The organism is Dyella halodurans (assembly GCF_026283925.1).
Lineage (GTDB): Bacteria > Pseudomonadota > Gammaproteobacteria > Xanthomonadales > Rhodanobacteraceae > Dyella > Dyella halodurans.
Genome location: NZ_JAPDPF010000005.1, coordinates 334,694 through 359,286, shown reverse-complemented (window position 1 = coordinate 359,286; position 24,593 = coordinate 334,694). Strand labels below are relative to the sequence as shown.

The 24,593-nt window shown below is 65.4% G+C and carries 24 protein-coding genes; 16 read left to right on the top strand and 8 right to left on the bottom strand.

The window, feature by feature from the left end; translation table 11 throughout:
- Positions 1-21: 21 nt before the first annotated feature.
- Complete coding sequence (groL, locus tag OUZ49_RS12480; protein WP_266150750.1) at positions 22-1,668, bottom strand: chaperonin GroEL; 1,647 nt, start codon at positions 1,666-1,668, stop codon at positions 22-24.
- Between the two features lie 97 nt (positions 1,669-1,765).
- The gene (gene groES / locus OUZ49_RS12475; protein ID WP_049623107.1) at positions 1,766-2,059 is read right to left on the bottom strand and encodes a co-chaperone GroES; all 294 of its coding nucleotides are present in this window, start codon (positions 2,057-2,059) and stop codon (positions 1,766-1,768) included.
- A gap of 258 nt (positions 2,060-2,317) precedes the next feature.
- On the opposite strand from groES, the gene OUZ49_RS12470 reads away from it, so the two are divergent.
- Both OUZ49_RS12470 and cutA read left to right on the top strand, forming a co-directional pair.
- Complete coding sequence (locus OUZ49_RS12470) at positions 2,318-2,968, top strand: class II aldolase/adducin family protein (RefSeq protein WP_266150749.1); 651 nt, start codon at positions 2,318-2,320, stop codon at positions 2,966-2,968.
- Positions 2,968-3,288, top strand: coding sequence for a divalent-cation tolerance protein CutA (cutA, locus tag OUZ49_RS12465; protein ID WP_266150748.1), 321 nt, complete (start codon positions 2,968-2,970; stop codon positions 3,286-3,288). Before OUZ49_RS12470 ends, cutA begins: the two co-directional genes overlap by 1 nt.
- Positions 3,289-3,347: 59 nt before the next feature.
- Here cutA and OUZ49_RS12460 read toward each other — a convergent pair whose 3' ends face one another.
- Positions 3,348-4,853 carry a S41 family peptidase gene (locus OUZ49_RS12460; RefSeq protein ID WP_266150746.1) on the bottom strand — a complete coding sequence of 502 codons (1,506 nt, stop codon included), beginning with the start codon at positions 4,851-4,853 and terminating at the stop codon, positions 3,348-3,350.
- Positions 4,854-4,938: 85 nt separating this feature from the next.
- Here OUZ49_RS12460 and OUZ49_RS12455 point away from each other — a divergent pair, with 85 nt between their 5' ends.
- On the top strand, positions 4,939-5,487 hold the full coding sequence (locus OUZ49_RS12455; protein ID WP_266150745.1) for a MarR family winged helix-turn-helix transcriptional regulator: 549 nt from the start codon (positions 4,939-4,941) through the stop codon (positions 5,485-5,487).
- A gap of 94 nt (positions 5,488-5,581) precedes the next feature.
- On the opposite strand, the gene OUZ49_RS12450 is transcribed toward OUZ49_RS12455, so the two are convergent.
- The 4 genes from OUZ49_RS12450 to pdxR all read right to left on the bottom strand — a co-directional run bounded on the left by OUZ49_RS12450 (position 5,582) and on the right by pdxR (position 9,673).
- Entirely contained in the window at positions 5,582-5,839 is a 258-nt protein-coding gene (locus tag OUZ49_RS12450) for an FxLYD domain-containing protein (RefSeq protein WP_266150744.1), read from the bottom strand.
- Between the two features lie 247 nt (positions 5,840-6,086).
- Entirely contained in the window at positions 6,087-7,541 is a 1,455-nt protein-coding gene (locus OUZ49_RS12445) for a nitrilase-related carbon-nitrogen hydrolase (protein WP_266150742.1), read from the bottom strand.
- Positions 7,525-8,109, bottom strand: a complete 585-nt coding sequence (locus OUZ49_RS12440) for a TetR/AcrR family transcriptional regulator (protein WP_266150741.1) — start codon at positions 8,107-8,109, stop codon at positions 7,525-7,527. Before OUZ49_RS12440 ends, OUZ49_RS12445 begins: the two co-directional genes overlap by 17 nt.
- A 112-nt stretch (positions 8,110-8,221) precedes the next feature.
- Positions 8,222-9,673 carry a MocR-like pyridoxine biosynthesis transcription factor PdxR gene (gene pdxR / locus OUZ49_RS12435; protein WP_266150740.1) on the bottom strand — a complete coding sequence of 484 codons (1,452 nt, stop codon included), beginning with the start codon at positions 9,671-9,673 and terminating at the stop codon, positions 8,222-8,224.
- A 123-nt stretch (positions 9,674-9,796) separates the two neighbouring features.
- On the opposite strand from pdxR, the gene OUZ49_RS12430 reads away from it, so the two are divergent.
- From OUZ49_RS12430 to purH, 12 genes are all read left to right on the top strand, one after another.
- A complete protein-coding gene (locus OUZ49_RS12430; RefSeq protein ID WP_266150739.1) occupies positions 9,797-10,501 on the top strand; it encodes a glutathione S-transferase N-terminal domain-containing protein in 705 nt (234 codons plus the stop codon).
- 98 nt (positions 10,502-10,599) lie between these two features.
- Positions 10,600-11,508 carry a DMT family transporter gene (locus OUZ49_RS12425; protein WP_266150737.1) on the top strand — a complete coding sequence of 303 codons (909 nt, stop codon included), beginning with the start codon at positions 10,600-10,602 and terminating at the stop codon, positions 11,506-11,508.
- Positions 11,509-11,586: 78 nt separating this feature from the next.
- Positions 11,587-13,812 (top strand): protein-disulfide reductase DsbD family protein, encoded by a 2,226-nt coding sequence (locus OUZ49_RS12420; RefSeq protein ID WP_266150736.1) that lies wholly within the window; start codon positions 11,587-11,589, stop codon positions 13,810-13,812.
- A complete protein-coding gene (locus OUZ49_RS12415) occupies positions 13,809-14,354 on the top strand; it encodes a peroxiredoxin family protein (protein WP_323134933.1) in 546 nt (181 codons plus the stop codon). The genes OUZ49_RS12420 and OUZ49_RS12415 overlap by 4 nt, the downstream gene beginning before the upstream one ends.
- 152 nt (positions 14,355-14,506) lie before the next feature.
- Complete coding sequence (aroQ, locus tag OUZ49_RS12410) at positions 14,507-14,968, top strand: type II 3-dehydroquinate dehydratase (protein WP_266150735.1); 462 nt, start codon at positions 14,507-14,509, stop codon at positions 14,966-14,968.
- Positions 14,969-15,036: 68 nt separating this feature from the next.
- Positions 15,037-15,492, top strand: a complete 456-nt coding sequence (accB, locus tag OUZ49_RS12405; protein ID WP_266150734.1) for an acetyl-CoA carboxylase biotin carboxyl carrier protein — start codon at positions 15,037-15,039, stop codon at positions 15,490-15,492.
- A 1-nt stretch (position 15,493) separates the two neighbouring features.
- The gene (gene accC / locus OUZ49_RS12400) at positions 15,494-16,864 is read left to right on the top strand and encodes an acetyl-CoA carboxylase biotin carboxylase subunit (protein ID WP_266150733.1); all 1,371 of its coding nucleotides are present in this window, start codon (positions 15,494-15,496) and stop codon (positions 16,862-16,864) included.
- An 80-nt stretch (positions 16,865-16,944) separates the two neighbouring features.
- Positions 16,945-17,304, top strand: coding sequence for a DUF7716 domain-containing protein (locus tag OUZ49_RS12395; protein WP_266150732.1), 360 nt, complete (start codon positions 16,945-16,947; stop codon positions 17,302-17,304).
- A 61-nt stretch (positions 17,305-17,365) separates the two neighbouring features.
- Positions 17,366-18,271 carry a 50S ribosomal protein L11 methyltransferase gene (gene prmA / locus OUZ49_RS12390; RefSeq protein ID WP_266150731.1) on the top strand — a complete coding sequence of 302 codons (906 nt, stop codon included), beginning with the start codon at positions 17,366-17,368 and terminating at the stop codon, positions 18,269-18,271.
- 245 nt (positions 18,272-18,516) lie between these two features.
- On the top strand, positions 18,517-19,308 hold the full coding sequence (locus OUZ49_RS12385; protein ID WP_266150729.1) for a zinc-ribbon and DUF3426 domain-containing protein: 792 nt from the start codon (positions 18,517-18,519) through the stop codon (positions 19,306-19,308).
- A gap of 300 nt (positions 19,309-19,608) precedes the next feature.
- Positions 19,609-19,896, top strand: a complete 288-nt coding sequence (locus OUZ49_RS12380) for a helix-turn-helix domain-containing protein (RefSeq protein WP_046970233.1) — start codon at positions 19,609-19,611, stop codon at positions 19,894-19,896.
- A 164-nt stretch (positions 19,897-20,060) separates the two neighbouring features.
- Complete coding sequence (gene purH, locus OUZ49_RS12375) at positions 20,061-21,671, top strand: bifunctional phosphoribosylaminoimidazolecarboxamide formyltransferase/IMP cyclohydrolase (protein ID WP_266150726.1); 1,611 nt, start codon at positions 20,061-20,063, stop codon at positions 21,669-21,671.
- A 912-nt stretch (positions 21,672-22,583) separates the two neighbouring features.
- On the opposite strand, the gene OUZ49_RS12370 is transcribed toward purH, so the two are convergent.
- Positions 22,584-23,591: a bile acid:sodium symporter family protein gene (locus OUZ49_RS12370; protein WP_266150725.1), complete on the bottom strand. Its 1,008-nt coding sequence runs from the start codon at positions 23,589-23,591 to the stop codon at positions 22,584-22,586.
- 94 nt (positions 23,592-23,685) lie between these two features.
- On the opposite strand from OUZ49_RS12370, the gene OUZ49_RS12365 reads away from it, so the two are divergent.
- The gene (locus tag OUZ49_RS12365) at positions 23,686-24,585 is read left to right on the top strand and encodes a LysR family transcriptional regulator (protein WP_266150724.1); all 900 of its coding nucleotides are present in this window, start codon (positions 23,686-23,688) and stop codon (positions 24,583-24,585) included.
- The last annotated feature ends 8 nt before the right edge of the window (positions 24,586-24,593 follow it).

Below are 24,593 nucleotides of genomic sequence, written 5' to 3'. Positions count from 1 at the left end.
CAGCAGGCTTGAGGGCCGGACTTAGAAGTCCATGCCGCCCATGCCGCCCATGCCACCGCCCGGCGCGCCGTGCGAATGACCTTCGTCCTTCTTCGGCACTTCGGTCACGGCCGCTTCGGTCGTGATGATCGAGCCAGCCACCGAGGCGGCGAACTGCAGGGCCGAACGGGTCACCTTGGTCGGGTCCAGGATGCCGAAGGCAATCATGTCGCCGAACTCGCTGGTGGCCGCGTTGTAACCGAAGTTACCGTTGCCTTCCTTCACCTTGTTGAGGATCACGGACGGCTCGTCGCCAGCGTTCGCCACGATGGCGCGCAGCGGGGCTTCCAGCGCACGACGGGTGATGGCAATGCCCAGGTCCTGGTCGGTGTTCTGACCCTTCAGGCCTTCGAGCGCCTTCAGCGAGCGGATCAGCGCCACGCCACCGCCGGGCACCACGCCTTCTTCCACCGCCGCACGGGTCGCGTGCAGGGCGTCTTCGACGCGGGCCTTCTTTTCCTTCATCTCGACTTCGGTGGCAGCGCCAACCTTGATGACCGCCACGCCGCCAGCCAGCTTGGCCACGCGCTCCTGCAGCTTCTCGCGGTCGTAGTCCGACGAGGTCTCTTCGATCTGCGCCTTGATCTGGCCGATGCGCGACTGGATGCGCTCGGCTTCGCCAGCACCGTCGATGATGGTGGTGTTTTCCTTGGTGATCACCACGCGCTTGGCGCGGCCGAGATCGGTGATGGTGGCCTTCTCAAGAGCCAGGCCCACTTCCTCGGAGATCACCACGCCATTGGTGAGGATGGCGATGTCTTCCAGGATCGCCTTGCGACGGTCGCCGAAGCCCGGCGCCTTCACGGCGGCAACCTTGACGATGCCACGGATGGTGTTGACCACGAGGGTCGCCAGGGCTTCGCCCTCGACTTCCTCGGCCACGATCAGCAGCGGCTTGCCGGCCTTGGCGACGGCTTCCAGCACCGGCAGCAGCTCACGGACGTTGGAGACCTTCTTGTCGTGGATGAGGATGAACGGGTCGTCCAGCTCAACCTGCTGCGACTGCTGGTTGTTGATGAAGTACGGCGACAGGTAGCCGCGGTCGAACTGCATGCCTTCGACGACGTCGAGCTCGTTCTCGAGACCCGAGCCTTCCTCGACCGTGATCACGCCTTCCTTGCCGACCTTCTTCATCGCGGTGGCGATGATGTCGCCGATGTTGGCGTCGGAGTTGGCCGAGATGGTGCCGACCTGGGCAATCGCCTTGTCGTCAGCGGTGGGGTTGGAGAGCTTCTTCAGCTCGCCCACGGCGGTGGACACGGCCAGGTCGATGCCGCGCTTGAGGTCCATCGGGTTCATGCCGGCGGCCACAGCCTTGAGGCCTTCCTGGATGAACGCCTGGGCCAGCACGGTCGCCGTGGTGGTGCCGTCGCCGGCGACGTCGGAGGTCTTGGAAGCGGCTTCCTTGACGATCTGGGCGCCGATGTTCTCGTACTTGTCGGCCAGTTCGATTTCCTTGGCCACGGACACGCCGTCCTTGGTCACGGTCGGTGCGCCGAAGCTCTTCTCGATCACCACGTTGCGGCCCTTCGGACCCAGGGTGACCTTGACCGCATTGGCCAGGGTGTTGACACCCTTGAGCATGCGAGCACGTACATCTTCGCCGAAGCGGACTTCTTTAGCTGCCATAAAATTTTTGCCTCAAAAATTTTGAATAAGAATGGGAAAGCTGGCGACGGGATGGCTACAAAGCGCGGCTATCGCGCTAAAGCCCCCGTCGAACCGATCAACCTTCGATCACCGCAACGATGTCGTCTTCCTTCAGGAAGACCAGCTCTTCGCCGTCGATCTTGATTTCCTGGCCGGCGTACTTGCCGAACAGCACCACGTCGCCTTCCTTCAGCGACATCGGGCGCACGTTGCCGTCTTCCAGGATGCGGCCGGTACCGGCAGCGATGACCTTGCCGCGGGTCGGCTTTTCGGTGGCGCTGTCAGGAATGACGATGCCGCCAGCGGAGACGCGCTCTTCTTCGAGGCGCTTGACGATGACGCGATCGTGCAGCGGACGCAGTTTGCTCATGGGTGGGCTCCAGCTTGGTTGGATGGGTTGAACGAATTGGGGACCCCGGAGCGGCGCCTGTACTGGCGCTTGTTAGCACTCCCCGGAGGTGAGTGCCAATTCTAACGACGCAAAGCCCCCATGCAAGAGGCGCCGGTCCGGTGGCTGACTCTTCCAATGGGGGGGAGCGGCTGGCCTTTCAAGGGTGGCGGCCCCATCGACACCGACCCCGGGAGCGACGACGATGACGGTCCAGCACCCCCAGGGCCATCGACCGCCGTGACCGACGAGCTGACGCTACGCAAGGACATCGTCGCCCAGGGCGCCAAACTGGCCGCCTCCGGCCTGAGCCAGGGCACCTCCGGCAACCTCAGCATCCGCTGCGGGCCGGGCTTCCTGATTACCCCCTGCGGCACGCCGTACGAGGCCATCACGCCGGAAAGCGTCGTCCTGGTCGACCTGGATGGCCACTGGGATCCAGGGCTGCGCCCATCGAGCGAGTGGCGCTTCCACCGCGATATCTATGCCGCGCGCGCCGATATCCAGGCCGTGGTCCACGTCCACCCGCCCTACAGCACGGCTCTGGCCATGTGCCGCATGGCGATTCCGGCGGCCCACTACATGATCGCGGTGGGCGGCGGCGACTCGATCCGCTGCGCGGACTACCACACCTACGGTACCCAGGCCCTCTCGGATGCGGTCGTGCAGGCGCTGGAGGGGCGTCTGGCCTGCCTGATGGCCAACCACGGCATGATCGCCACCGGCACCAGCATGGCGCAGGCGATGTGGCGGGCCGTCGAGGTCGAAACCCTGGCCAGGCAATACGCGCTGGCGCTGCAGGTCGGCACGCCGGTGCGGCTGACCGAAGACGAGGTCACCCAGGTGCTGGAAAAATTCGCCAGCTACGGCCTGATGGCGCCGAGGCCGTGATGTCCGACCCGGTCCTTATCTGCTACTGCACCTGCCCCGATGCCGCCAGCGCGCAAAAGCTGGCCGATGCCCTGGTGGGCGACGGCCTGGCTGCCTGCGTCAACCGCCTGCCCGGCGTCAGCTCCACCTATCGCTGGCAAGGCAAGGTAGTCACCGAGAGCGAGGTCCTGCTGCTGATCAAGACCACCGAAAGTCGCTTTGCGGCGCTCAAGCAGCGCCTATTGGCCCTGCATCCCTACGAAGTACCGGAACTGATCGCCGTGCCGGTGGCCCAGGGCCATGCCGCTTACCTGGATTGGGTGCGTGCGAGCGTGGGCTGATCAGCAACGCTTGCCAGACCGCCTGCCGTCCCGGAAAAGGGCGCCGATGCGGCGCACGGTCATCCTCCCTGCCGGCTCCCTCGTGCGATCGCCTGAGCCTGCTGCAGCACGTCATCCGCCGGTGTCTGGATGACCGGGATGCGGATGGCTATGTCCGGCGTCACGCCCTTGGCGCCCAGATCGCCGTTGGGCCGGACAATTCTTGCCTTGGGATAGCCAACGGATAGTCCGGTCTGGGGCAGCCTGAACTGCTCCATGGCGCCGTAAGTCGTCGCCATATCGGACGTGGCTTCGCCGAGGACGACGCCGAATTTGTAATCCTGCACGAGCGCGGCAACGGAGACGGCGTTCGAATAGGAGTGCCGGTCGACCAGCACGAACACCTTGCCGGTGAAGCGCCGGCCCTCACGCGGATAGGCAAGCGGAATGTCGAAGTCGACTACGTCGCCGACCTTCGATCGCGCATAGAGCTCGGCAAACTTGCGCGAGATCGGTCCCGCCGCCGCTGCGTCGTTGGCAAGCCGATCCGCATTGGCGGCGGTGGATTCCTCACTTACTTTGATCTTGAACTGCGAGGCGAATCGAAACGGGCGCGTCGCGAACCAGGACACCATCACATCGCTGAAAAGATTGTCGCCGCCTGGATTGCCGCGCAAATCGATGATGAGGCTGTCCGCATGAGCATCGAGGAAGCTCTCGAACGAGCGATCGATGAATTGCTGGAATGCCGACACATCCCAACCCTCGGCCTCGGTCTTCGCCTCCACGTTGTAGAACGGCCCCGGCCGCAAGTAGGCCACGTGGTCGTCAAGCATCTTCGCCGCGCGCAGAGGCGTTTCGAGATCCAGGGAAGGTGGCTGCTGTGCGCGCGACGATTCCATCTGCGCGCTGGTGCGCGCCGGCACGCGCACGCTCTGCGGTTCCGATCCGTCACGCTGTAGCACCACATCGAAGCCGTCGACGGGGCCGAGCTCGATCCATAGATAGATCGCAAAGTCGTACTCCATCAGGGAGTCCGCCATATACGATGTCTCGGCCGAAACGTGCTGCTCCGTGCGTTTCAGCCAATGCTGGACGCTCTGCCCGTCGATACTCGCCATTTCGTCGCCCGGCTTGATGGCGTCCACACCGCTGAGGTTCGCGGCAACGTATACGCGCCCATCCACCACGCGGATCTCAAGCGGAAATCCCTTGCCACCCGCCGCGCGGTAGTTGCGCCAATCGGAGGCCGGCGAGTCGATACGGGTGTGGCCCATGCGCACGTCGGCGGCAAACAGTTCGAACCGGGTCTTCGCCTGCAGCAGGGTCAAGGGCTGGTTCAATTGCGCGTACAACTGCCGATAGCGCTGGTCCAGTGCCTGCCTGGACGTAAATGCATACAGGTCGACGTGCGCGGACTGAAGTCCGCGGTACATGTGCTCGAAATCAGCGCGCAGCTGCGCAGGCGTGTATAGCCGATCCTTGTCGGCGGCATGATCGGCCGCCTGCCCGCCGTGCGGGGCCGCAACCCCGCCCGCCGCGGTCAACCAGCCTGCGAGAAGCGCTCCCAGCCATGCCCTGCGCATATCGGCCTGCCTTTTCATCCACGATAGGCCGACATATTATGTAGGCGCCTACATACATTCAACGGCAACCAGCGAGATTCCACCCATGACTGATGCCACATCCAGCTTCGGGCCAGCCGCCATCGGCGCACGGCTGCGGCGACTTTCGGAAGTCATCGACGAGGACGCCGGAAAAATCTATGCCGAGCTCGGCATCGACTTCCAGCAACGCTGGGTGGGCATCCTGGAACAACTGGCCCTGCATGGCTCGTTATCCGTCGGCGAATTGGCGGCCGCTCTCGGCATCCGCCATGCATCCGTGAGTCAGACGCGTCGTTCGCTCGAAGAGTCCGGCCTGGTGAGTTCCGAGGTTGACCCGGTCGATGCCCGTAGTCGCCGGCTGCGCCTGTCACCGCTGGGCAAGAACCTGGTTCGGCGCCTGGAACCCCTGTGGGAAGCGCTCAATACGATCTCGACTGAACTCAACGCCGAAGCCGGCAATGTCGTCGAGGCCCTTGATCGGCTGGATCTCGCCTTGCAGAAGGCCTCCCTCTACGAACGCATGCGACAGAAACTTTCTTCCGAACCCAGCGTGGGTGCGTCGAAAAAGTCAGCCGGCCCGCAAGGGCCCAAGAGGCCACGCCCCGTGGTTTGAGATAAGTGCGTCTGGATCGAACGCAGGCGATTCCCATCGCTTAGGCAGCCACACCTAAGTTCGACCAAAAGCGAGTAGCGCCCCCGCTGGGGCGCTACTCGGTCTCGACGCGCAACAGTCGAGCCCGGCTCACATTGCCACGCGCGCGGGCATGGAATTTCCAGGTCTGGCCAGGTCCAAGGTCATGCACCTCGTCAACCGCGCGTCCAATGGCATGCCCCTTCGCATCGAACAACCGGAAGCTGACGCGGGTGGCGTGGATCCGCACGCGGCTTACGTTGGTCAGCGTTCCTACCACCTTGTTGCGCCCTGGTGTCACGTCGCGCTCCACGCGATACGAGCCTATCTGCACCGCGTGCCTCAATGGCTTGCTTGCCGCTGCAGCCGTCGCGCTTGTCGCCAAACCGACGCCAAGCAGCGCCAGCGCAACCCGACCAACAACCTTCCAGCGCCGCGAGCGCCACTCATTTGAATCTAACGTCTTACCTTCCACCAAACCTCCAGATACCGGCGCGCTACGCTGCGGCCGGCTATTGATCGCCGCACGGGGCAGCGCTGGCGCAATTTTCGCGCGAGAGCTGCCCTGATGGAAACTGCGGCTAGCTCGCCGACAGCGGCGCTTCGATCCATCGCGGTGCACGGCGTGGCAGAAACGCCAGCGCCAGCCACGCCGTCAACGCCATCAGGCTGAGCCAAGCAAACCAGTCACCCCAGCGCGCATACAGGGTGCGCGTGTCACGCAGCGGCAGATCGCCCACGACGTCGGCGTCATGCTGTTCGCTGGAAGCTTCGGCCACGACGCGACCACGGTCATCGCTCAAGGTCAGACGGCCGGAGCGGGCCGCGCGAGCGATGGCGAAACCGCTTTCCACACCGCGCATGATCGCCATGCGGCTGTGTAGCCAGCCGTCCATGCTGAAGTCCCACGCGGGCACCAGCAGCAGTTGCGCATGGCGCTCTGCATAGGCGCGACCGATATCGTGGAAATCCAGGTCCTTGCACACCGTCAATCCAATGCGTGGCGTGCCAGCCAGCAGGGTGTAGCTGTCGCCTGGCGTGTAATGATCTTCAAAACCAGGGATCAGATGCCGTTTGCTGTACGTAGCCGGCGCCGTGGCGCCCGATGGGAACACCATCAGCATGTTGCGTTCAGCGCGTGGATCGCCCTTGAAATCGATGCCGACACCTACGATTACCTTGTGCTGCCTCGCCAGCGCGGCGAAGGCTGGCACGGTCGACGCGGAGGTGGCGAAGGAGGTTTCCGGGATCAGCACAGCCTGGGCGCCAGCGTTCGCGAGCCGAGTGATCGCTTCGACGTAGCGCGCTACCAGCGCCTGGCCATCCGCATCGTCCAAGGCGGGTCGGATTGGTTTCTCCAGCGAGACCAAGCCGATGCGCATGGTCGTCGTGGCTGGCGCCTCCAGCCGCCAACTGCCGTAGGCGACTGTAGCGATGATCAAAAAAGCCGCCGTCACTGCCACCGGGATGCGATCACGCTTCGCCACATGCGGTGCAAGTTGCGTGGCGATGGCAGCCGGCAACAGCAACACGAGAAAGGTGATACCCCAGATGCCCGCGATCGCCGCCACCTGGATGACCGGGAGGGCATTCATCTGCGTATAGGCGAGGCTGCCGAACGTGCCATGCGGCGACGTCAGGCTGTTGATGTATTCGGCGGCGACCCATGCCGTTGGCAGCGCCAAGGTCGCCGCCAGGTGACGGCCACGCAGGAGCAGGCGCCGGAACAACAGCACGCATAACGCCATTACCAGGCTGGGCATGGCGATGAGGTAGACGATGATCGGCATCGGCAAGCCGATATGCGCGTGCAAATAAGTCCACTGATTAAGCCCGCCGAGCGCGAAGGCGAGCAAGGTCGCCAGCGCTGCCCTCGGTGCAGGTACCCGCGGGGCCAGCCATAGCACGGGCAAGGGCGCGAGCCAGGTCACCCACCAGAGCGGTTGCACGCCGCTGCCGAACCACCAACCCAGCGCAGTCAGTGCGGTGGCGACCAGCCATGCCAGCGGCGCGAGACGATCAGGCCTTGATGCCATCGAACAATCTCCTCAGCGATTGCAGGTAGAAGGCACGAAACTGTGCTTCGTCGCAACTGAAGCGCCCGGCGCGATAGAGGGCGATCAAGCCGTGCTGCTGGGCCCAGATGGCCATCGCCACGTCGTACGGGTCGTCCTGCTTCAACACGCCCTGGTCCATGCCCTCGACCACGGCATGGACCACGACATTGAAGGTGGGTGAATGGCCGGCGCGAAAATCCTCGGGAAATCGCCGCGCGTCGTCTCGAGGCACGGAAAACGCGTGATCGAACAGGTGCGGATGGGCCAGCGCATAGTCCAGATATGGCTCGGCCAGTGCCATCAATCGATGCAGCACGTCTCGATGCCGCGTGCGGCGCGTTTCCCACTCATGCGCGACCGCGTTGAAGCTGTCGTCGGAGAGCCGCTTCAGCAGCGCATCGCGGGTGGGAAAGTGGCGGTAGATCGCCATCGGCGTGATGCCCACCGCATCGGCGACGCGGCGCATGGTCACGGCGTCGGCGCCGTCGTTATCGAACAGCTTGTGCGCGGCCCGGAGGATTTTCTCGGCGGTGGTCAGGCGAGTCATGTATACACCGTATACTTGATGGCCGCGGCGGCGCAATGGGCCTTTTGGGCTAGTTGTCGCCGATCAGGAACCAGGCAAGGCGGCGCACGCCGCTTCGTCGCGGTCGATGCGCTCAGGCGTCCGGATGCGCACGTAGCAGGCGGCCGAGCAGGCGCGCCGCTTCCTCGATGCGCGTTGTCGGCATCATGCCGAGGCCAAAGGCGAGACCGTCCGGTGCACCATCGCCCATTGCGTAGTCGCGCAGCGATTCGATGCGCAGCCCCTGCCCTGCGGCGTGACCGATCAGTGCGTCGATCCTGGTCGGTGCGCACAACGTCGTGGCCAGGTGCAGCCCGGCGTCGGCTGCCAGCGGCAGCAGCATGCCCCCCGCATGCCGCGACAAGGCCTCGAGCAGGCTTTCGCGGCGCTCGCCGTAGATACGTCGCATCTTGCGCACATGCCGTGCGAGATGACCCTCGGCAATGAACAAGGCCAGCGTGTCCTGCGCCAGCACATCGCCATGCCAGTCGCTCAATTGCCGCGCGCGAGCCAGGGCCGCCATCGCCCACGGCGGCGTCACCAGGTAGCCAAGGCGCAAGGCCGGAAACAGGCTCTTGGAGAAGGTGCCCACATAGAACACCACGCCATCGCGATCGAGTGTCTGCAACGCGTCAAGCGGACGACCACCGTAGCGGAATTCGCCGTCGTAATCGTCCTCGATCACCACGGCGCCATGCTGGCGCGCAAATGCCAACAGCGCCAGGCGACGCGCAGGCGACATCACCATGCCCAGCGGGAACTGGTGCGAGGGTGTCACGTAGATCACCCGCGCCTCGGCAGGAATGCGCTCCACCACCAGGCCTTCGGCATCGATCGGAACCGGCACCACGCGGGCGCCTGCCGCCTCGAACGCCGCGCGCAAGGGTGGATAGCCCGGGTCTTCCACGGCGATCACGGTGCGGCCTGGCATCACCAGTACGCGCGCCAGCAGGTCGAACGCCTGCTGCGCGCCGCTGGTCACCATGATGTCGTCCGCGCTGCAGGCCACGGCGCGCGTAAACGAGATATGGCCGGCAATGGCAGCACGCAGCGCCAGGCGTCCCTCGGCCGCGTCGTAGATGGCAGGCGTACGCGACAGCGTGCGCAGCGCCCGCGCGGACAACCGCCGCCAGATCTCGAACGGAAAACGCGAGGTGTCGGGCAGGCCCACCCGCAGGTCGTAGCGCGCCGGCGTCACGGCGCTGATCGGTATCGGCAGGGTCACCTCGCGCCAACGCGGATGCAGCCGCGAATCACCGCCAGCCGGCCGCGCATGCGGCGTAGCGGTGCGGCTGCTCAAGACATCGGCGACCACATAACTCGCTCCCTGCCGTGCCGACACGTAGCCCTCGCTGAGCAGCCGGTCATAGGCCGACACCACGGTGTTGCGCGACACTCCCAGCGACCCCGCCAGCGCGCGCGTCGAAGGCAGGGTCTGACCGCCCCGAAGCCGCCCATCCAGGATCGCCGCACGCAACTGCCCGTGCAGCGCCTGCAGGCGGCCGCGCGCCGGAATCTCAAGCGGGAAAGCAAAAAGCTGATCCATGGCGGGGTTGGCCGGGCTGCCTCACTGGACCTAAAGATTTCGCTTTATCTGGATCTTTTTCAAGACCAGTGGACCATCGACACTAAGCCATCGCCCGTTTCAGCCACCTGCAGGAGTCCCGTCATGATCGAGCTGTATTTCGCCGCCACGCCGAACGGCCTCAAGCTGAAGCTGTTCCTGGAGGAAGCCGGGCTGCCGTACTTCGTCACGCCGGTGAATATCGGCAAAGGCGAGCAGTTCAGGCCGGAATTCCTGGCCATTTCGCCGAACAATAAGATTCCCGCCATCGTCGATCACGCCCCGGCAGGCGGCGGCGCGCCGATCAGCCTGTTCGAGTCGGGCGCGATCATGCTTTACCTGGCCGAGAAGGCCGGTTGCCTGATCCCGACCGACATCCACGGCCGTGCCGAGGTGTTGCAGTGGCTGTTTTGGCAGATGGCGGGGCTGGGACCGATGGCCGGGCAGATCGGGCATTTCAACGTGTATGCGCCGAAAAAGGTGCCTTATGCAATCGATCGCTATACCCGTGAAACCGCCCGCCTGTATGGCGTGCTGAACCAGCGCCTGGCCGATCGCGAGTTCATCGCGGGCGCGTTCTCCCTCGCCGATATCGCCTGCTACCCATGGATCGTGCCGCACGAGGCGCACGGCCAGACGCTAGCCGATTTCCCCCATCTGGAACGCTGGTTCGTGGCGATGTCGCAGCGGCCGGCCACTTTGCGCGCTTATGAGGGCGTGGCCAACGTCTATGCCGCCCGCCAGCAGGACATCTCCGACGAGGAACGGCGCGTGCTGTTCGGCCAGGGCGGAAACCCTGGGGCCCGTTGAGTGTCTGATGCGGCCCCACGGCAGCCCCGCAAAGACTGCTGACAGATCCCGTCACTACCCTGCACTACCTTGCAGCAAGACCCCACGAGTCCCCCGTCATGAAGAAATCCGACCTCGCCGCCCTGCTCCTGCTCGGTGCCATCTGGGGCGCGTCGTTCCTGTTCATGCGCATGGGCGCTGACCAGTTCGGCGGCATGGCGCTGGCGGGCATGCGCGCCATCGGCGCGGCGCTGTGCTCGCTGCCGCTGCTGCTGTCGCGCCGGCGACTGGCCGAGATGCGCACCCATTGGCGCCCGATCGCCATCGTGGGTCTGGCCAATTCCGCCCTGCCGTTCGTGTTGTTCTCGTATGCCGCGCAAAGCCTGCCGTCGGGTGTCTCGGCGATTTCCGATGCCATCGCCCCCCTGCTGGTGGCCGCCTCCGGCTGGATGTGGCTCGGTGAGCGGCTCGATGCCACGCGTGCCAGCGGCCTGGTGATAGGCCTCACCGGCGTGGTCTGGCTGGTCGCCGGCACGGTCGGTTTCGAGCATGGCGGCGGCTCGACCGGCTGGGCCATGGCGGCCTGTGTCGGCGCCAATGTCTGCTACACCTTTGGCGCCCATTACAGCCAGCGACGCCTGCGTGGGGTGGCGCCGCTATCGGTGGCGACGGGCAGCCAGGTGGCGGCGGCCGTCTTGCTGCTGCCGTTCACCGTCTGGCTGTGGCCGGCGAAGATGCCGGGCGTGCAGGCCTGGCTGGCGATGCTCGGCCTCGCCGCCGTCTGCACCTCGATCGCCTATGTGCTGTTCTACCGGTTGATGTCGCGTATTGGCGCCACCAAGTCCATGGCCGTGCTCTACCTGATTCCGGTGTTCGGCGTGCTGTGGGGGCTGGTCTTCCTGCACGAACCGGTGACCGTGGCCATGGCGGGCGGCTGCATCATCATCCTGCTCGGCGTGGCGCTGACCACCGGGCTGGTGCGATTCCGCTTCCCCGGGACCAAGGTCGCCGCCGCAAATGAAGGCTGAACAACGGCTTCCAGCCAGCTGAGCCATAATCGTGCTTCGCCTGCGCCCCCACGCGGGCTCCTCCTAGCTGGAGTTGCAATGCGTCCGATCCGCCCCGGCCATGTGGCCGCTCGATTCTCTGTCCTGCTATTCCTGCGGATCGCCCTCTGCCTAGGTGCCCTGCCTGCCCTGGCGCAGGACGACACCGATGGCCTGCTGCCGGTGACCGAGGCGTACAAGCTGAGTGCCGACACCTCGACCCCGGGCGTGGTGAAGCTGCACTGGACCATCGCGCCCGACTACTACCTCTACCGTGGCCGCATGAAGTTCAAGGGCGGTGACGGCGTGACCCTGGGCGAGGCGCAGCTGCCCGACGGTGAGAAGCACCACGACGAATACCTGGGCGACGTGGAGACCTATCACCACGGCATCGACGCCACCGTGCCTTACACACTCGCGGCCGGCGCTACACGCCTGAAGCTGAGCGTGCAGTACCAGGGCTGCCACGAGGTCGACCCGAAGATCTGCTATCCGCCGAACACCGAGCACCTGGATCTGGCACTGCCCGCTGGTGGCGTTGCCGCCACGGGAGCCAGCGGCTCGCTCGGTGCTGCGCTGGGCAAGTTGGGGGCTGCCAGCAAGGCCGCTCCGGCGGGCATGGAGAGCGCCCCGCTGCCGGCCGAACAGGCCTTCAAGTTCGAGGCCCTGGCCAAGGACCGCCAGCACCTGCTGCTGCGCTGGACCCTGCCCAAGGGCTATTACCTGTATCGCGACCAGACCACGCTGCGGCTGAAAGACGCCGAGGGCCTGACCCTGGCCACGCCCGCATGGCCAGCCGGCGTGATGCACGACGACCCGCACTTCGGCCAAACCACGGTGTACTTCGACCAGGTCGAGCTGCCGGTGACGATCCAGGGCGATACCTCTAGCCGCCAGACGCTTACGCTGGAAGCGAGCTTCCAGGGTTGCCAGGACGGCGGGCTGTGCTATCCGCTGATGACGCGTGCGCTGAGCATCGATCTCGCCGGCTCGACGCCCAGCACGGGCACAACGGCCGAAACGGCGCCGGAAATGCCGCCGGCCGCCCCGGCCCTCGAAGTCAGCCTGTTCACCGCCCTGCTGCTCGCCCTCGGTGGCGGCCTGGTGCTGAACCTGATGCCTTGCGTGCTGCCGGTGCTGTCGATCAAGGCGGTGGGTTTGCTGGAAAGCGGCGAGAACCCGGTGAGGGTGCGCAAACATGCACTCTTCTATACCGCTGGCGTGCTGAGCAGCTTCATGCTGATCGGCATTGCCATCGTCGCCCTGCGTTCGGCCGGCCACGCGCTGGGCTGGGGCGCGCAGCTGCAGCAGCCCCTGGTGGTGGGCGTGCTCGCCTGCGTGATGCTGGCCGTCGGCCTGTCGATGTCGGGCGTCGTGCAGTTCGGCACCTCACTGGGCAATGTGGGCAACTCGCTGGCATCGCGCTCGGGCCCTGCCGGCGACTTCTTCACCGGCGTGCTCGCCGTGGCGGTGGCCAGCCCATGCACGGCGCCGCTGATGGGTACTGCCTTGGCCTATGCCTTCGCCGCGCCGATGCTCAACGCCTTGCTGGTCTTCCTGGTCCTGGGCATCGGCCTGGCGCTGCCGTTCCTGCTGATCGGTTTCGTGCCCGCCTTGGGCCGACTGCTGCCGCGGCCGGGCGCCTGGATGGAAACGCTCAAGCAGGTGCTGGCGTTCCCGATGTATCTCACCGCCGTATGGCTGGTGTGGGTGCTGGCGCACCAGCGTGGCGCCGATGCGGTGGGCCTGGTGCTGGTGGCTGCCGTGCTGCTGGCGATGACGTTGTGGTGGTTCGAGCGCAGCCGTTCCCACGGCGCGTTGTCGCGCGTTGCCGTTGTGCTGTTGGCGCTGGCCACCCTGGTGCCGCTGTATTACCTGGCCCATGTCCCCGCGCCCACCGCCGTGGCCGTGGCCGAGGATGGCGTGGTGGCCTACTCGCCCGAAAAGCTCGCCGAGCTGCGCAAGGCCGGCACGCCGGTGTTCGTGGACATGACCGCCGACTGGTGCGTGACCTGCAAGGCCAACGAGCACGCCGTGCTCGATACCGACGCCTTCCGCGACCTACTCAAGCGCACCGGCGCGGTTTACATGAAGGGCGACTGGACCGACGTGAACCCGACCATCGCCGCCTTCCTGCAGCAATATCACTCACCGGGCGTACCGCTTTATGTGGTGTTCCCGAGGGACGGCGGCGACGGCAATAAGCTGCCGACCGTCCTGACTTCCTCGCTGGTCGAAAGCGCCCTGACCAGGGCGGCGGGTACGCCGGTCGCCGCCACTCCATGATGTTGAGCCGCAGCAACTGGACCATTCTTGGTTTCGCCGTGCTGGTCGCCGCCGCGGGCGGCTGGATGCAGCACGCCAGCCAGCGCGCGCACATTCCTGCCGGCGTGCAGGTAGCCGAAAACGGCGACCTTGCGCCCGACCTCACCCTGACCGATGTGGACGGCAAGCCACATCGCCTGGCGGACTACCGCGGCCGCCGGGTGCTGCTGAACTTCTGGGCGACCTGGTGCGGCCCCTGCCTGCAGGAGATGCCGGCCCTGGTCAAAGCCCAGGCCAACGTCGGCGAAAAAGGGGCGATCGTCGTCGGCATCGCCATGGACGATCCGGAGCGCGTGCGCGCCTTCCTGGCCAGCCATCCGCTCAACTATCCGGTCCTGCTGGGCCGGCTCGACAGCCCCAGCACCTCGCTCCAGCTGGGCAACGTCGGCGAATTGCTGCCTTACAGCGTGCTTCTGGATGAGAACGGCCGTGTGCTGGCCAGCCGCCGGGGTGCCTTGGACGTGACGCAGTTGCAGCAATGGCTGGCGCCAGCCGCGCGCTGATGCGGTTTCGCCTCACCATACGTCTGCGCACGGCTTAACGTTAACTTCTCCTTCAAACATCGCCGAACTGCGCCGAACTGGACAACATCGGCGAGGACGCGCACACTCCGCGCCGGAAGCCGGCCTAGCCGGTTCGACCCAAGGGTAGTGGCGTGGCGAAGATCCTGGTCCTGCACGGACCCAATCTCAATCTGCTGGGCGTGCGCGAGCCGGAGATCTACGGCCGCGAGACCCTGGCCGATATCGACGCCCTGCTGGCATCCCGCGCGCAGGCCGCCGGCCATACCCTCGTCGCGCTGCAGTCCAACGCCGAGCACGGCCTGATCGAGCGCATCCATCAGGCGCGGCTGGATGGCACGGCGATCATCCTGATCAACCCGGGTGCCTTCACCCATACCAGCATCGCCTTGCGTGACGCGCTGGCGGGAGTGGCGATCCCGTTCATCGAGCTGCACCTGTCCAACGTGCATGCGCGCGAGTCCTTCCGCCAGCACTCGTACCTCTCGGACATCGCCGTTGGCGTGATCTGCGGCTTCGGCGCGGACAGCTACCGGCTGGCATTGGATGCCGCCCTGCACCGGCTCGACCGGGCCGCGGCATCCACCACCGCCTGATTCACGGCCACCGGCCACCCATTCCACATCCTGCCGCCGCTGGCGGCACCCACGAAAAGGTTTGAACAATGGACCTGCGCAAGATCAAGAAGCTCATCGACCTGCTTGAGGAATCCAACCTCGCGGAACTTGAGATCAAGGAAGGCGAGGAAGTCGTGCGCCTGTCGCGCGTGCCCAAGGGCACGGTGACCGTCGCTCCGGCGCCGGTGATGGCCGCGCCCGCACCCGTCGTCGCCGCGCCGGTCGCAGCGGTGGCCGAGGCCGCCCCGGCGGTCGCCGCGCTGCCGGCCGGCCACGTGCTCAAGGCGCCGATGGTCGGCACCTTCTATGCCTCGGCCACCCCGGGTGCGCCGCCGTTCGTCAAGGTCGGCCAGCAGGTCAAGGCCGGCGAGACGCTGGGCATCATTGAGGCCATGAAGATGTTCAACCAGATCGAGGCCGAGGTTTCCGGCGTCGTGCAGGCCATCCTGGTCGAGAACGGCCAGCCGGTCGAATTCGACGAACCGATGTTCGTGATCGCCTGACATGAAGCTCGAAAAAGTCGTCATCGCCAACCGCGGCGAAATCGCCCTGCGAGTGCTGCGCGCCTGCCATAGTCTCGGCATCAAGACCGTGGCGGTGCACTCCACCGTGGACCGCAACCTGAAGCATGTCGGCCTGGCCGACGAGTCGGTCTGCATCGGCCCCGGCCCCTCGACCGACAGCTACCTCAACATCCCGCGCATCATCGCCGCGGCGGAGATCACCGACGCCCAGGCCATCCACCCGGGTTACGGCTTCCTCTCCGAGCGCGCCGACTTCGCCGAACAGGTGGAACAGAGCGGCTTCATCTTCATCGGCCCGACCGCTGACGTGATCCGCCTGATGGGCGACAAGGTCGAGGCGATCCGCGCCATGAAGGCCGCCGGCGTGCCTTGCGTGCCCGGCTCGGGTGGCCCGCTCGGCGACAACGTCGACGAGAACATCCGCATCGCGCGTGAGATCGGTTATCCCGTAATCATCAAGGCCTCCGGTGGCGGCGGTGGTCGCGGCATGCGCGTGGTGCGCACCGAGGCACATCTGGGCAACGCCATCACCATGACCAAGCAGGAGGCCAAGGCGGCCTTCGGCAATGATCAGGTGTACATGGAGAAGTTCCTGGAGAACCCTCGCCACATCGAAATCCAGGTACTGGCCGACGGCCAGGGCAATGCCATCCACCTCGGCGAGCGCGACTGCTCCATGCAGCGTCGTCACCAGAAAGTGGTGGAAGAAGCGCCCGCTCCGGGCATCACGCCGGCCTTGCGCGAGCAGATCGGCAAGGTGTGCGTGGAAGCCTGTCTGCGCATCGGTTATCGCGGCGCCGGCACGTTCGAGTTCCTGTTCGAGGACGGTCGCTTCTACTTCATCGAGATGAACACCCGTATCCAGGTGGAGCACCCGGTGACCGAGCTGATCACCGGCATCGACTTGGTGCGCGAGCAGCTGCTGATCGCCGGTGGCGAAAAGCTGTCGATCCGCCAGGAAGACATCCAGATCCACGGCCATGCGATCGAATGCCGCATCAACGCCGAAGACCCGGATTCCTTCCTGCCTTCGCCGGGCACGGTGAAGCGCTTCGAGGCACCAGGTGGCCCGGGCGTACGCGTGGACACGCACTTGTACGACGGCTATCGCATTCCGCCGAACTACGACTCGATGATCGGCAAGCTGATCGTGCACGGTCCGGATCGCGAAACCGCCATCGCGCGCATGCGCCTGGCGCTGGCCGAGACAGTGATCGAAGGCGTGAAGTGCAATATCCCGCTGCAACAGCGCATCATGGCCGACGTCGGCTTCCAGCAGGGTGGACAGAATATCCACTACCTGGAGAAGCGCATGGCCGAGCAGAAAGAGAAGGCTGCTGGCGGTCACTGATCGACCGGCTGCCGAACGACACGCCATCGAACGAAACGGGCGAGCCGCGACACGGCTCGCCCACACCGCGCCAGACGTCCATGCTATTGACCCTGCAAGAAGCCATCGAGGCCATTACCGACGCCTTCGACGAAGGCGATGGCTGGGATCGCTATGCGTGGGTGTATAGCCGCGGCGAGATCACCGATCCCGCGTGCCGTCTCTACCTTTCGCATGTGGCGGACGAGGACGACTCGCTGATCGATGACAACGGCGAGGCCATGCCTGCCTTCGCCGCCAAACATCACCTCCACCATTTTCTTGAGGCGGCCGACTTCGCCGAGGTGTTGTTCGTGCAACGGCGTCGCGAACCCGATTCTGGCGTGCGCGATTTCGCCAACGCATTGGACCACTACCGCCGCCACGATGCCTTCCTCGGCATGCCATCGCCACCCTTGTAACGCCTCTCCCGCTCGCCACCACTTCGGCGACAATGCATGCTTTCCGCAGGACTCCCCACCCATGCCCTGGCTTGAACTCACGCTCACCGTCCGCGCCGAACAGCAGCCTCGCGTCGAAGAGGCGCTGGACGATATCGGCGCGCTGTCCATCACGTTGCAGGACGCGGATGCGGAAACGCCGGACGAGCAAGCCATCTTCGAACCGGGTGTGGGCGAGTTGCCGCTGTGGCCGACCATCACGCTGAATGCCTTGTTCGAAGCAGAAACCGATCGCCGCGGCCTCAGCGAGGCGCTGAGCGAGCTGCTGCCGTGGCTGGAACCGGACCATATGCAGTTCCGCGACGTCGCCGACGAGGATTGGGAGCGCGCGTGGATGGACCAGTTCAAGCCGATGGCGTTTGGCCGTCGGCTGTGGATCTATCCGTGGAACATCGAGCCGCCGACCGATGAGGACATCGTGGTGGTGCGCCTGGACCCGGGCCTGGCCTTCGGCAGCGGCACGCATCCCACCACGGCGCTGTGCCTGGCCTGGCTGGATGGGCAGGATCTTGCCGGCAAGACCGTGACCGACTTCGGCTGTGGCTCGGGCATCCTCGCCATCGCCGCACTCAAGCTTGGCGCCGCCAGCGCCATCGGCGTGGACAACGATCCGCAGGCGCTTACGGCATCGGCCGACAACGCCGAACGCAACGAGGTGGCTGACCGGCTCGCCCTGTTCCTGCCCGAAGACCTCGACGCCGAACCCGCCGACATCTTCGTCGCCAACATCCTGGCCGGCCCGCTGGGCGAGTTGGCCCCCGCCTTCGCCAAGGCTGCCAAGCCCGGCGCTCCGTTCGCCATCTCCGGCATCCTCAAGGGCCAGGAAGACGAACTGTTGCAACGCTACGCCGAATGGTTCGACGAACTGCGCGTCGACACCCAGGAAGACTGGGTGCGCATCAGCGGGCGACGCGCAGGGACGCGCTAGTGCCGCGGGCGCAGGATGCGCAGGAGCGGCCGACGCGCAGGAACGCGCTGACGCAAAGGCACTGGATGACCAGCTTCGCTGTTGTAAAGCGCCTCCCGCTTGACCAGCCCTTCGGCTGTTGAGAGCCGCGGGAATGACGAGTTTTTTGAAGCCCCCTGAGAGGCTGATCACGATCTCGCCTTCGCCGCGGATGATTTGTGACCGCCGCTGCACTAGGCTTGCCACAGTTCGATAGAGCGGCCTGCATGTACGCCCAATGTCCCGAATGCCTGACCGTGTTCTCCTTGAATACGGAAACGCTTGCGCAGGCGCGAGGCTTGGTCGTGTGCGGTCATTGCGAGACCGAATTCGATGCGCTGGCCAGCCTCAGCGATCAGTTACCGCCTGAACCTTTCCAGCATTTGTCGCCCCGCACGCAGGCGGCCTCGCCTCGGCTGGACCTGGCGGTTTACCGACCGCGCCCCGAAACACCGGCCATTGCCGAAACCAGGGCCGACGCGCGGGACGAGATCGAGGACTTCAGCAACCTGGTCATTGCACCCCGCTTTGCGCGCGGCAAGGAACGCAACGGGCGGCGTTGGCCATGGGTAACGGCGTGCGTCCTGCTGTTATCCGCCCTCGGCGCACAAATCGCCTGGGCCAAGCGCGATGCCCTGATCAGCGACCCGACGATCGGGCCGATGCTGCGGCAAGCCTGCAACAGCATGGGATGCCAATTACCGTTGGTTCAGGACACGTCACAATTAAGCCTGCTCGCCCGCGACGTTCAGGCGCATCCCTCGGTACCTGGCGCCTTGTTGATTACCGCCAACCTGCGCAACGACGCCGGCTTTGCCCAGCCCTATCCCGTCGTGGCCATCACGCTGTCGGACGTCAATGGCAAACGCCTGGCCATGCGCCGCCTGCGTGCCGCCGAATATCTTGGCGACATGGCCACGCTACAACGTGGATTGCCGCCAGGCGGCAGTACGGCCATCGTGCTCGAGGTGGAAGACCCCGACGGCAAGGCCGTGGCATTCGAATTCGGCTTCGAATAGCCGTCCAACTCTTTGTAGCAACAAGGCGTGCTGGCGATCGCCGGCTGGCATCCATACGTTCGAAGCGGGCGTCGCACGCCCCCGTCAAGGCGCCACCGAATTTGTCCATAGGACAAATACCGATGGCACAAAGTCTCACCATTCGTACGATGCAAGGGACTTAAAATTATCGGCATACACGGGTAAACTCGGTCCTTCGTCTTGTGCTGCACCCGGCGTTCCATGCGAGCCGCCGCCCGCGGTATTGCCATAAACAATTGCAGTGGCCAACGCAGCCGCCGCATTAGAACGTGAGGGGAAATGCCAGTGAACGCCGTCAGACTGCCTGCCAGCGAGTCCCCTAAGGAGACTTCGTCGCAGAGCGCATTGAGCGAATGCGTCAGTCGCACCGTACGCCGCTATCTCGCCGACATTGGCGATACCGAATGCGACGAGGGTCTGCACGCGCTCGTGATTCGCGAGGTCGAAGGCCCCCTGCTGCGCGAAGTGCTGGCCTGGCATGACGGCAACCAGAGCCGCGCCGCCGCCGTGCTCGGTATCAATCGCGCCACGCTGCGCAAGAAGCTGGCCGCCCACGGCCTGCTGTAAGCCTCACGAAATCATCGCGACTCGGCCCCGTACGCACCTCGCGTTCGGGTCAGCAAGCACGCAACCGCCCTTCATTTAGCCATCCATCCAGGTCGAAGCCGCGCTTTCCGCCGGTTGCGGCCCAGCCCGCTATAATGCTCGGCTCTCCCGCTTTGGAAGCCGCCATGTCTGCCCCTGCCGTTACCCCCATCCGCCGTGCGCTGCTCAGCGTTTCGGACAAGACCGGACTGATTGCGCTGGGTCAACGGCTGCACCAGGCCGGCGTCGAGCTGCTTTCCACCGGCGGCAGCGCCAAGGCGCTGCGCGACGCCGGCATTCCGGTCAAGGACGTCAGCGACGTCACCGGTTTCCCGGAGATCATGGACGGTCGCGTCAAGACGCTGCACCCGAAGGTGCATGGCGGCCTGCTCGGCCGGCGCGGCACCGACGACGCGGTGATGACCGAACTGGGCATCGCACCGATCGACCTGCTGGTGCTCAACCTGTATCCGTTCGAGCAGACGGTGGCCAAGCCGGAGTGCACGCTGGAAGACGCGATCGAGAACATCGATATCGGCGGCCCGGCCATGCTGCGTTCGGCCGCGAAGAACTGGAACGACGTCGGCGTGCTGACCTCGCCCGACCAGTACGAGGACGCACTCGCGGAGATCGAGGCGAACGGCGGCCTGGCCCGCGCCACGCGCTTCAAGCTTGCCGTCGCCGCGTTCAACCGCGTGTCGAACTATGACGGCGCCATCAGCGACTACCTGTCCGCGCTGCAGCTCAACGATGGCTACGACGCCATTGCCGGCCACGACGCCTTCCCGGCCCAGGCCAACGGCCGCTTCGTGAAGATGATGGATCTGCGCTACGGCGAGAACCCGCACCAGCAGGCCGCGTTCTACCGCGACATGTATCCGCATCCGGGCACGCTGGCCACCTTCCGCCAGCTGCAGGGCAAGGAACTGTCGTTCAACAACATCGCCGACTCCGATGCCGCGTGGGAATGCGTGCGCAGCTTCACCAAGCCGGCCTGCGTGATCGTCAAGCATGCCAACCCGTGCGGCGTCGCGGTGAGCCTGGAAGGCATCGGCCGCGCCTACGATCTCGCCTACCAGACCGATCCGACGTCCGCCTTCGGCGGCATCATCGCGTTCAACCGCGCGGTGGACGCAGCTACGGCGCGCGCCATCGTCGAGCGCCAGTTCGTGGAAGTGGTGCTGGCACCCGGCTATGAAGACGAGGCGTTGAAGGTCTTCGCCAAGAAGACCAATGTACGCGTGCTCGAGATTCCGCCGCCGGCCGATGGCGACCTGACCAAGCCGCATCCGGGCAACGATACGCGCCGTGTCGGTTCCGGCCTGCTGATCCAGACCGCCGACCGCGCCATGGTCGGTGCCGACGATCTGAAGATCGTCACCAAGCGGGCGCCGACGCCGACCGAGATCGACGACCTGATCTTCGCATGGAAGGTGGCCAAGTACGTCAAGAGCAATGCCATCGTCTATGCCCGCGGCCGCCAGACCATCGGCATCGGCGCCGGCCAGATGAGCCGCGTGTATAGCGCGAAGATCGCCGGCATCAAGGCCGCCGACGAGAAGCTGGAAGTGCGTGGCTCGGTGATGGCCTCGGACGCGTTCTTCCCGTTCCGCGACGGCATCGACGCCGCCGCCGCCGCAGGCATTCGCGCCGTGATCCAGCCGGGTGGCTCGATGCGCGATGCGGAAGTGATTGCCGCGGCCGATGAGCACGATATGGCGATGGTGTTTACCGGGATTCGCCACTTCCGTCATTGATCGACGCCCCACAGCTCCCTCTCCCCTTCGGGGAGAGGGTTGGGGTGAGGGGTGGGTGCTCGCGACAACGCTGATCATTCTGTTGGCTTTTTTGTTTACTTGATGCCTTCGCGCCAGCTTGCTCGCCTGCGGCGGGCTTCCGACCGTCTGCCGACGGTCGGGTTACTTCTCTTTGCTTGCCCAAAGAGAAGTAACCAAGAGAAAAGGCACCCCGCTTGGCGCTTGCCGAGCTCACGCTCGGCAAGTCCGTGAGGGTCGGCCGGGCTTTTCGACAGGGCTCCTGCCCTGACGAAAAGGGATCGGCATCCATGCCGATCCCCCTGTCGGGCCTGATCGTCCGCCCCTCACCGCCGCACAGGGGCCCCATACGTCAAAAGCACCAGGCTCGAGCAGCGCGATGCGCTGCTCATCGCACTTGGCTTTCGCTTTCGCTTTGCCTTTGCCTTTGTCTTTGGCTTTGGCCTTGGGGGTTGCTCTGCCGCTCTCCGGGTCCCCTATGGCGCGGCGGGTGGGTGGAGGAAAAAGCCCGCAGGGTGGCCGGCAAGGATGCCGGCCAGTTTGTCGTCAGGGCAGGACGCCCTGTCGACAAACCTCCGTAACCCACCCGCGCACCTGGAGGGCGTAGCCCGGAAGGCGCGCCATCGGGGTGGCCTTTCTCTTGGTTACTTCTCTTTGGCCACGCAAAGAGAAGTAACCCGGGCCGCGGCAGCGGCTCGGAAGCCCGCCGCAGGCGAGCCCGATCACGGTAGCGTCAAGACAGAGCGAAAGGCGCTGGATGACTCGCTGCGCTCGCCCCTTCGGGGCCGCCCTACGGGCGTTCTGCGCGCTTCGCGCTTGTCCCGCTTTCGCGGGGGATGACGGTGTGGGGAAACGACGGTGATGGAATCGGTTGGCGTTTTTTGAACGTACGACTCAAGCGCGCGTAGCGCTATCCGCCTCCAATTCCAGTTCAATCTTCCGCGCCCGCTCCGCATAACGCCGCGCCAGCACCGCGCAAGTCATCAGCTGGATCTGATGGAACAACATGATCGGCAACACGATCGCGCCCAGCGGATGACCAGCGAACAACACCTTCGCCATCGGCACGCCGCTGGCCAGGCTCTTCTTCGAGCCACAGAACACGATGGTGATTTCGTCCTCGCGATCGAAGCCCAGCGCGCGCGCGCCGTAGCGCGTCACCAGCAAGGCGATGGTGAGCAGCACCGCGTTGACCACCAGCAGTCCGCCAAGCACCGGCAGCGGCATCTGCTTCCAAAGGCCTTGCAGCACCGCCGCGCTGAACGCCGTGTACACCACGAGCAGGATCGATCCCTGGTCCACGTAGGCAAGCAGTGCACGATTGCGGCTTACCCACGGCCCGATCCAGCGCTGCGCCACCTGGCCCGCCACGAAGGGCACCAGCAGCTGCAGCACAATGCCGCCGACGGCATCCCAGCTCATGCCGCCTTGCCCGTGCGACTCCAGCATCACGCCCACGAGCAAAGGCGTGACGAAGATGCCAAGCAGGCTGGACGCGGATGCAGCGCAGATCGCGGCCGGGATATTGCCGCGCGCCATCGAGGTGAAGGCGATCGACGATTGCACGGTCGAAGGCAAGGTGCACAGGAACAGCACGCCCAGGTACAGCGCCGGCGTCACCAGCGGCGACAGCACCGGACGCAACAACAGGCCCAGCACGGGAAACAGCACGAAGGTGCTGGCGAGCACGGTGAGGTGCAGGCGCCAGTGCGTCATGCCGGCCACCACCGCATCGCGCGACAGCTTGGCGCCGTGCAGGAAGAACAGCAGCGCAATGGCCAGGTCGGTCAGCACCTCGAACGCGCTGGCCGCGTGGCCGCGACACGGCAGCAGACTGGCCAGGGTGACCGTGACCACCAGGGCGCAGGTGAAGCGATCGGGAAGGAAGCGACGCAGTGACATGACCGGGAGTCGGATGACGCGGGAGGGCGCTATTGGAACGCCGCCCGATTCATTAATCAATTCGTATTATCGGATTCATTGATATGATTGCGTTATGAATATCAGCTTGCGCCAGCTTCGTGTATTCCTCGCCGTGGCCCAGCAGCAGCATTTCCGGCGTGCGGCGGAGAGCCTGCACCTGAGCCAGCCTGCCGTGAGCAGGCACGTGGCCGAGCTGGAGGCGGAGCTGGGCCTGAAGCTGTTCGACCGCAACACGCGGGAAGTGGTGCCCACGGATGCAGGGCGCTATCTGGAGAACGCGATCAGCCGGGTGCTGGACGAACTGGAAGGCGTGCTCAGCCATGTCCACTCGGAAAGCGAACGCCGCCATGGCAAGGTGCACGTGGCATCCGTACCCACCTTGTCGGCGGGCCTGATGCCGCAATGCATTGCCGACTGCATCCGGCGCTATCCCGATCTGACCATCCAGCTGCATGACGAAGCGCAAACCATGGTGCTGGACAGCGTGCGCGGCGGCGAAGTGGATTTCGGCCTCGCCATCGATCCGCCCGCGACCGGCGAATTCGACAGCGAGCTGATCCTGCGCGACCCCTTCGTGCTGGTGTGCCGGCCCGACCATCCCCTGGCCCGGCTGGAGCGCGTGCCGTGGCGCAAGCTGCGCGGCCAGCGCCTGGTGCTGCTCGACTATTCCTCCGGCAGCCGTCGACTGATCGATCATGCACTCGACAGTCGCGGCATCGAGGTCGACATCGTGCAGCAGACCGGCCATACCCTCACGGCGTTTCGCATGGTGGAGGCAGGTCTCGGCATCAGTGTCAGTCCGGCGTTGTCACCAGCGCCGGATACCTTGGTGACGCGTCCACTGACGCCGACGGAACATCGCAACGTCGTGCTGCTGAAGCGGCGCCAGCGTTCGCTGTCTCCGCTCGCGGCACTGGTGTGGGAGCGATTGCGCGCACTCGCGGCCGCGTCGCCGGCGGCGCCTGTCGGGTAACGCTCACG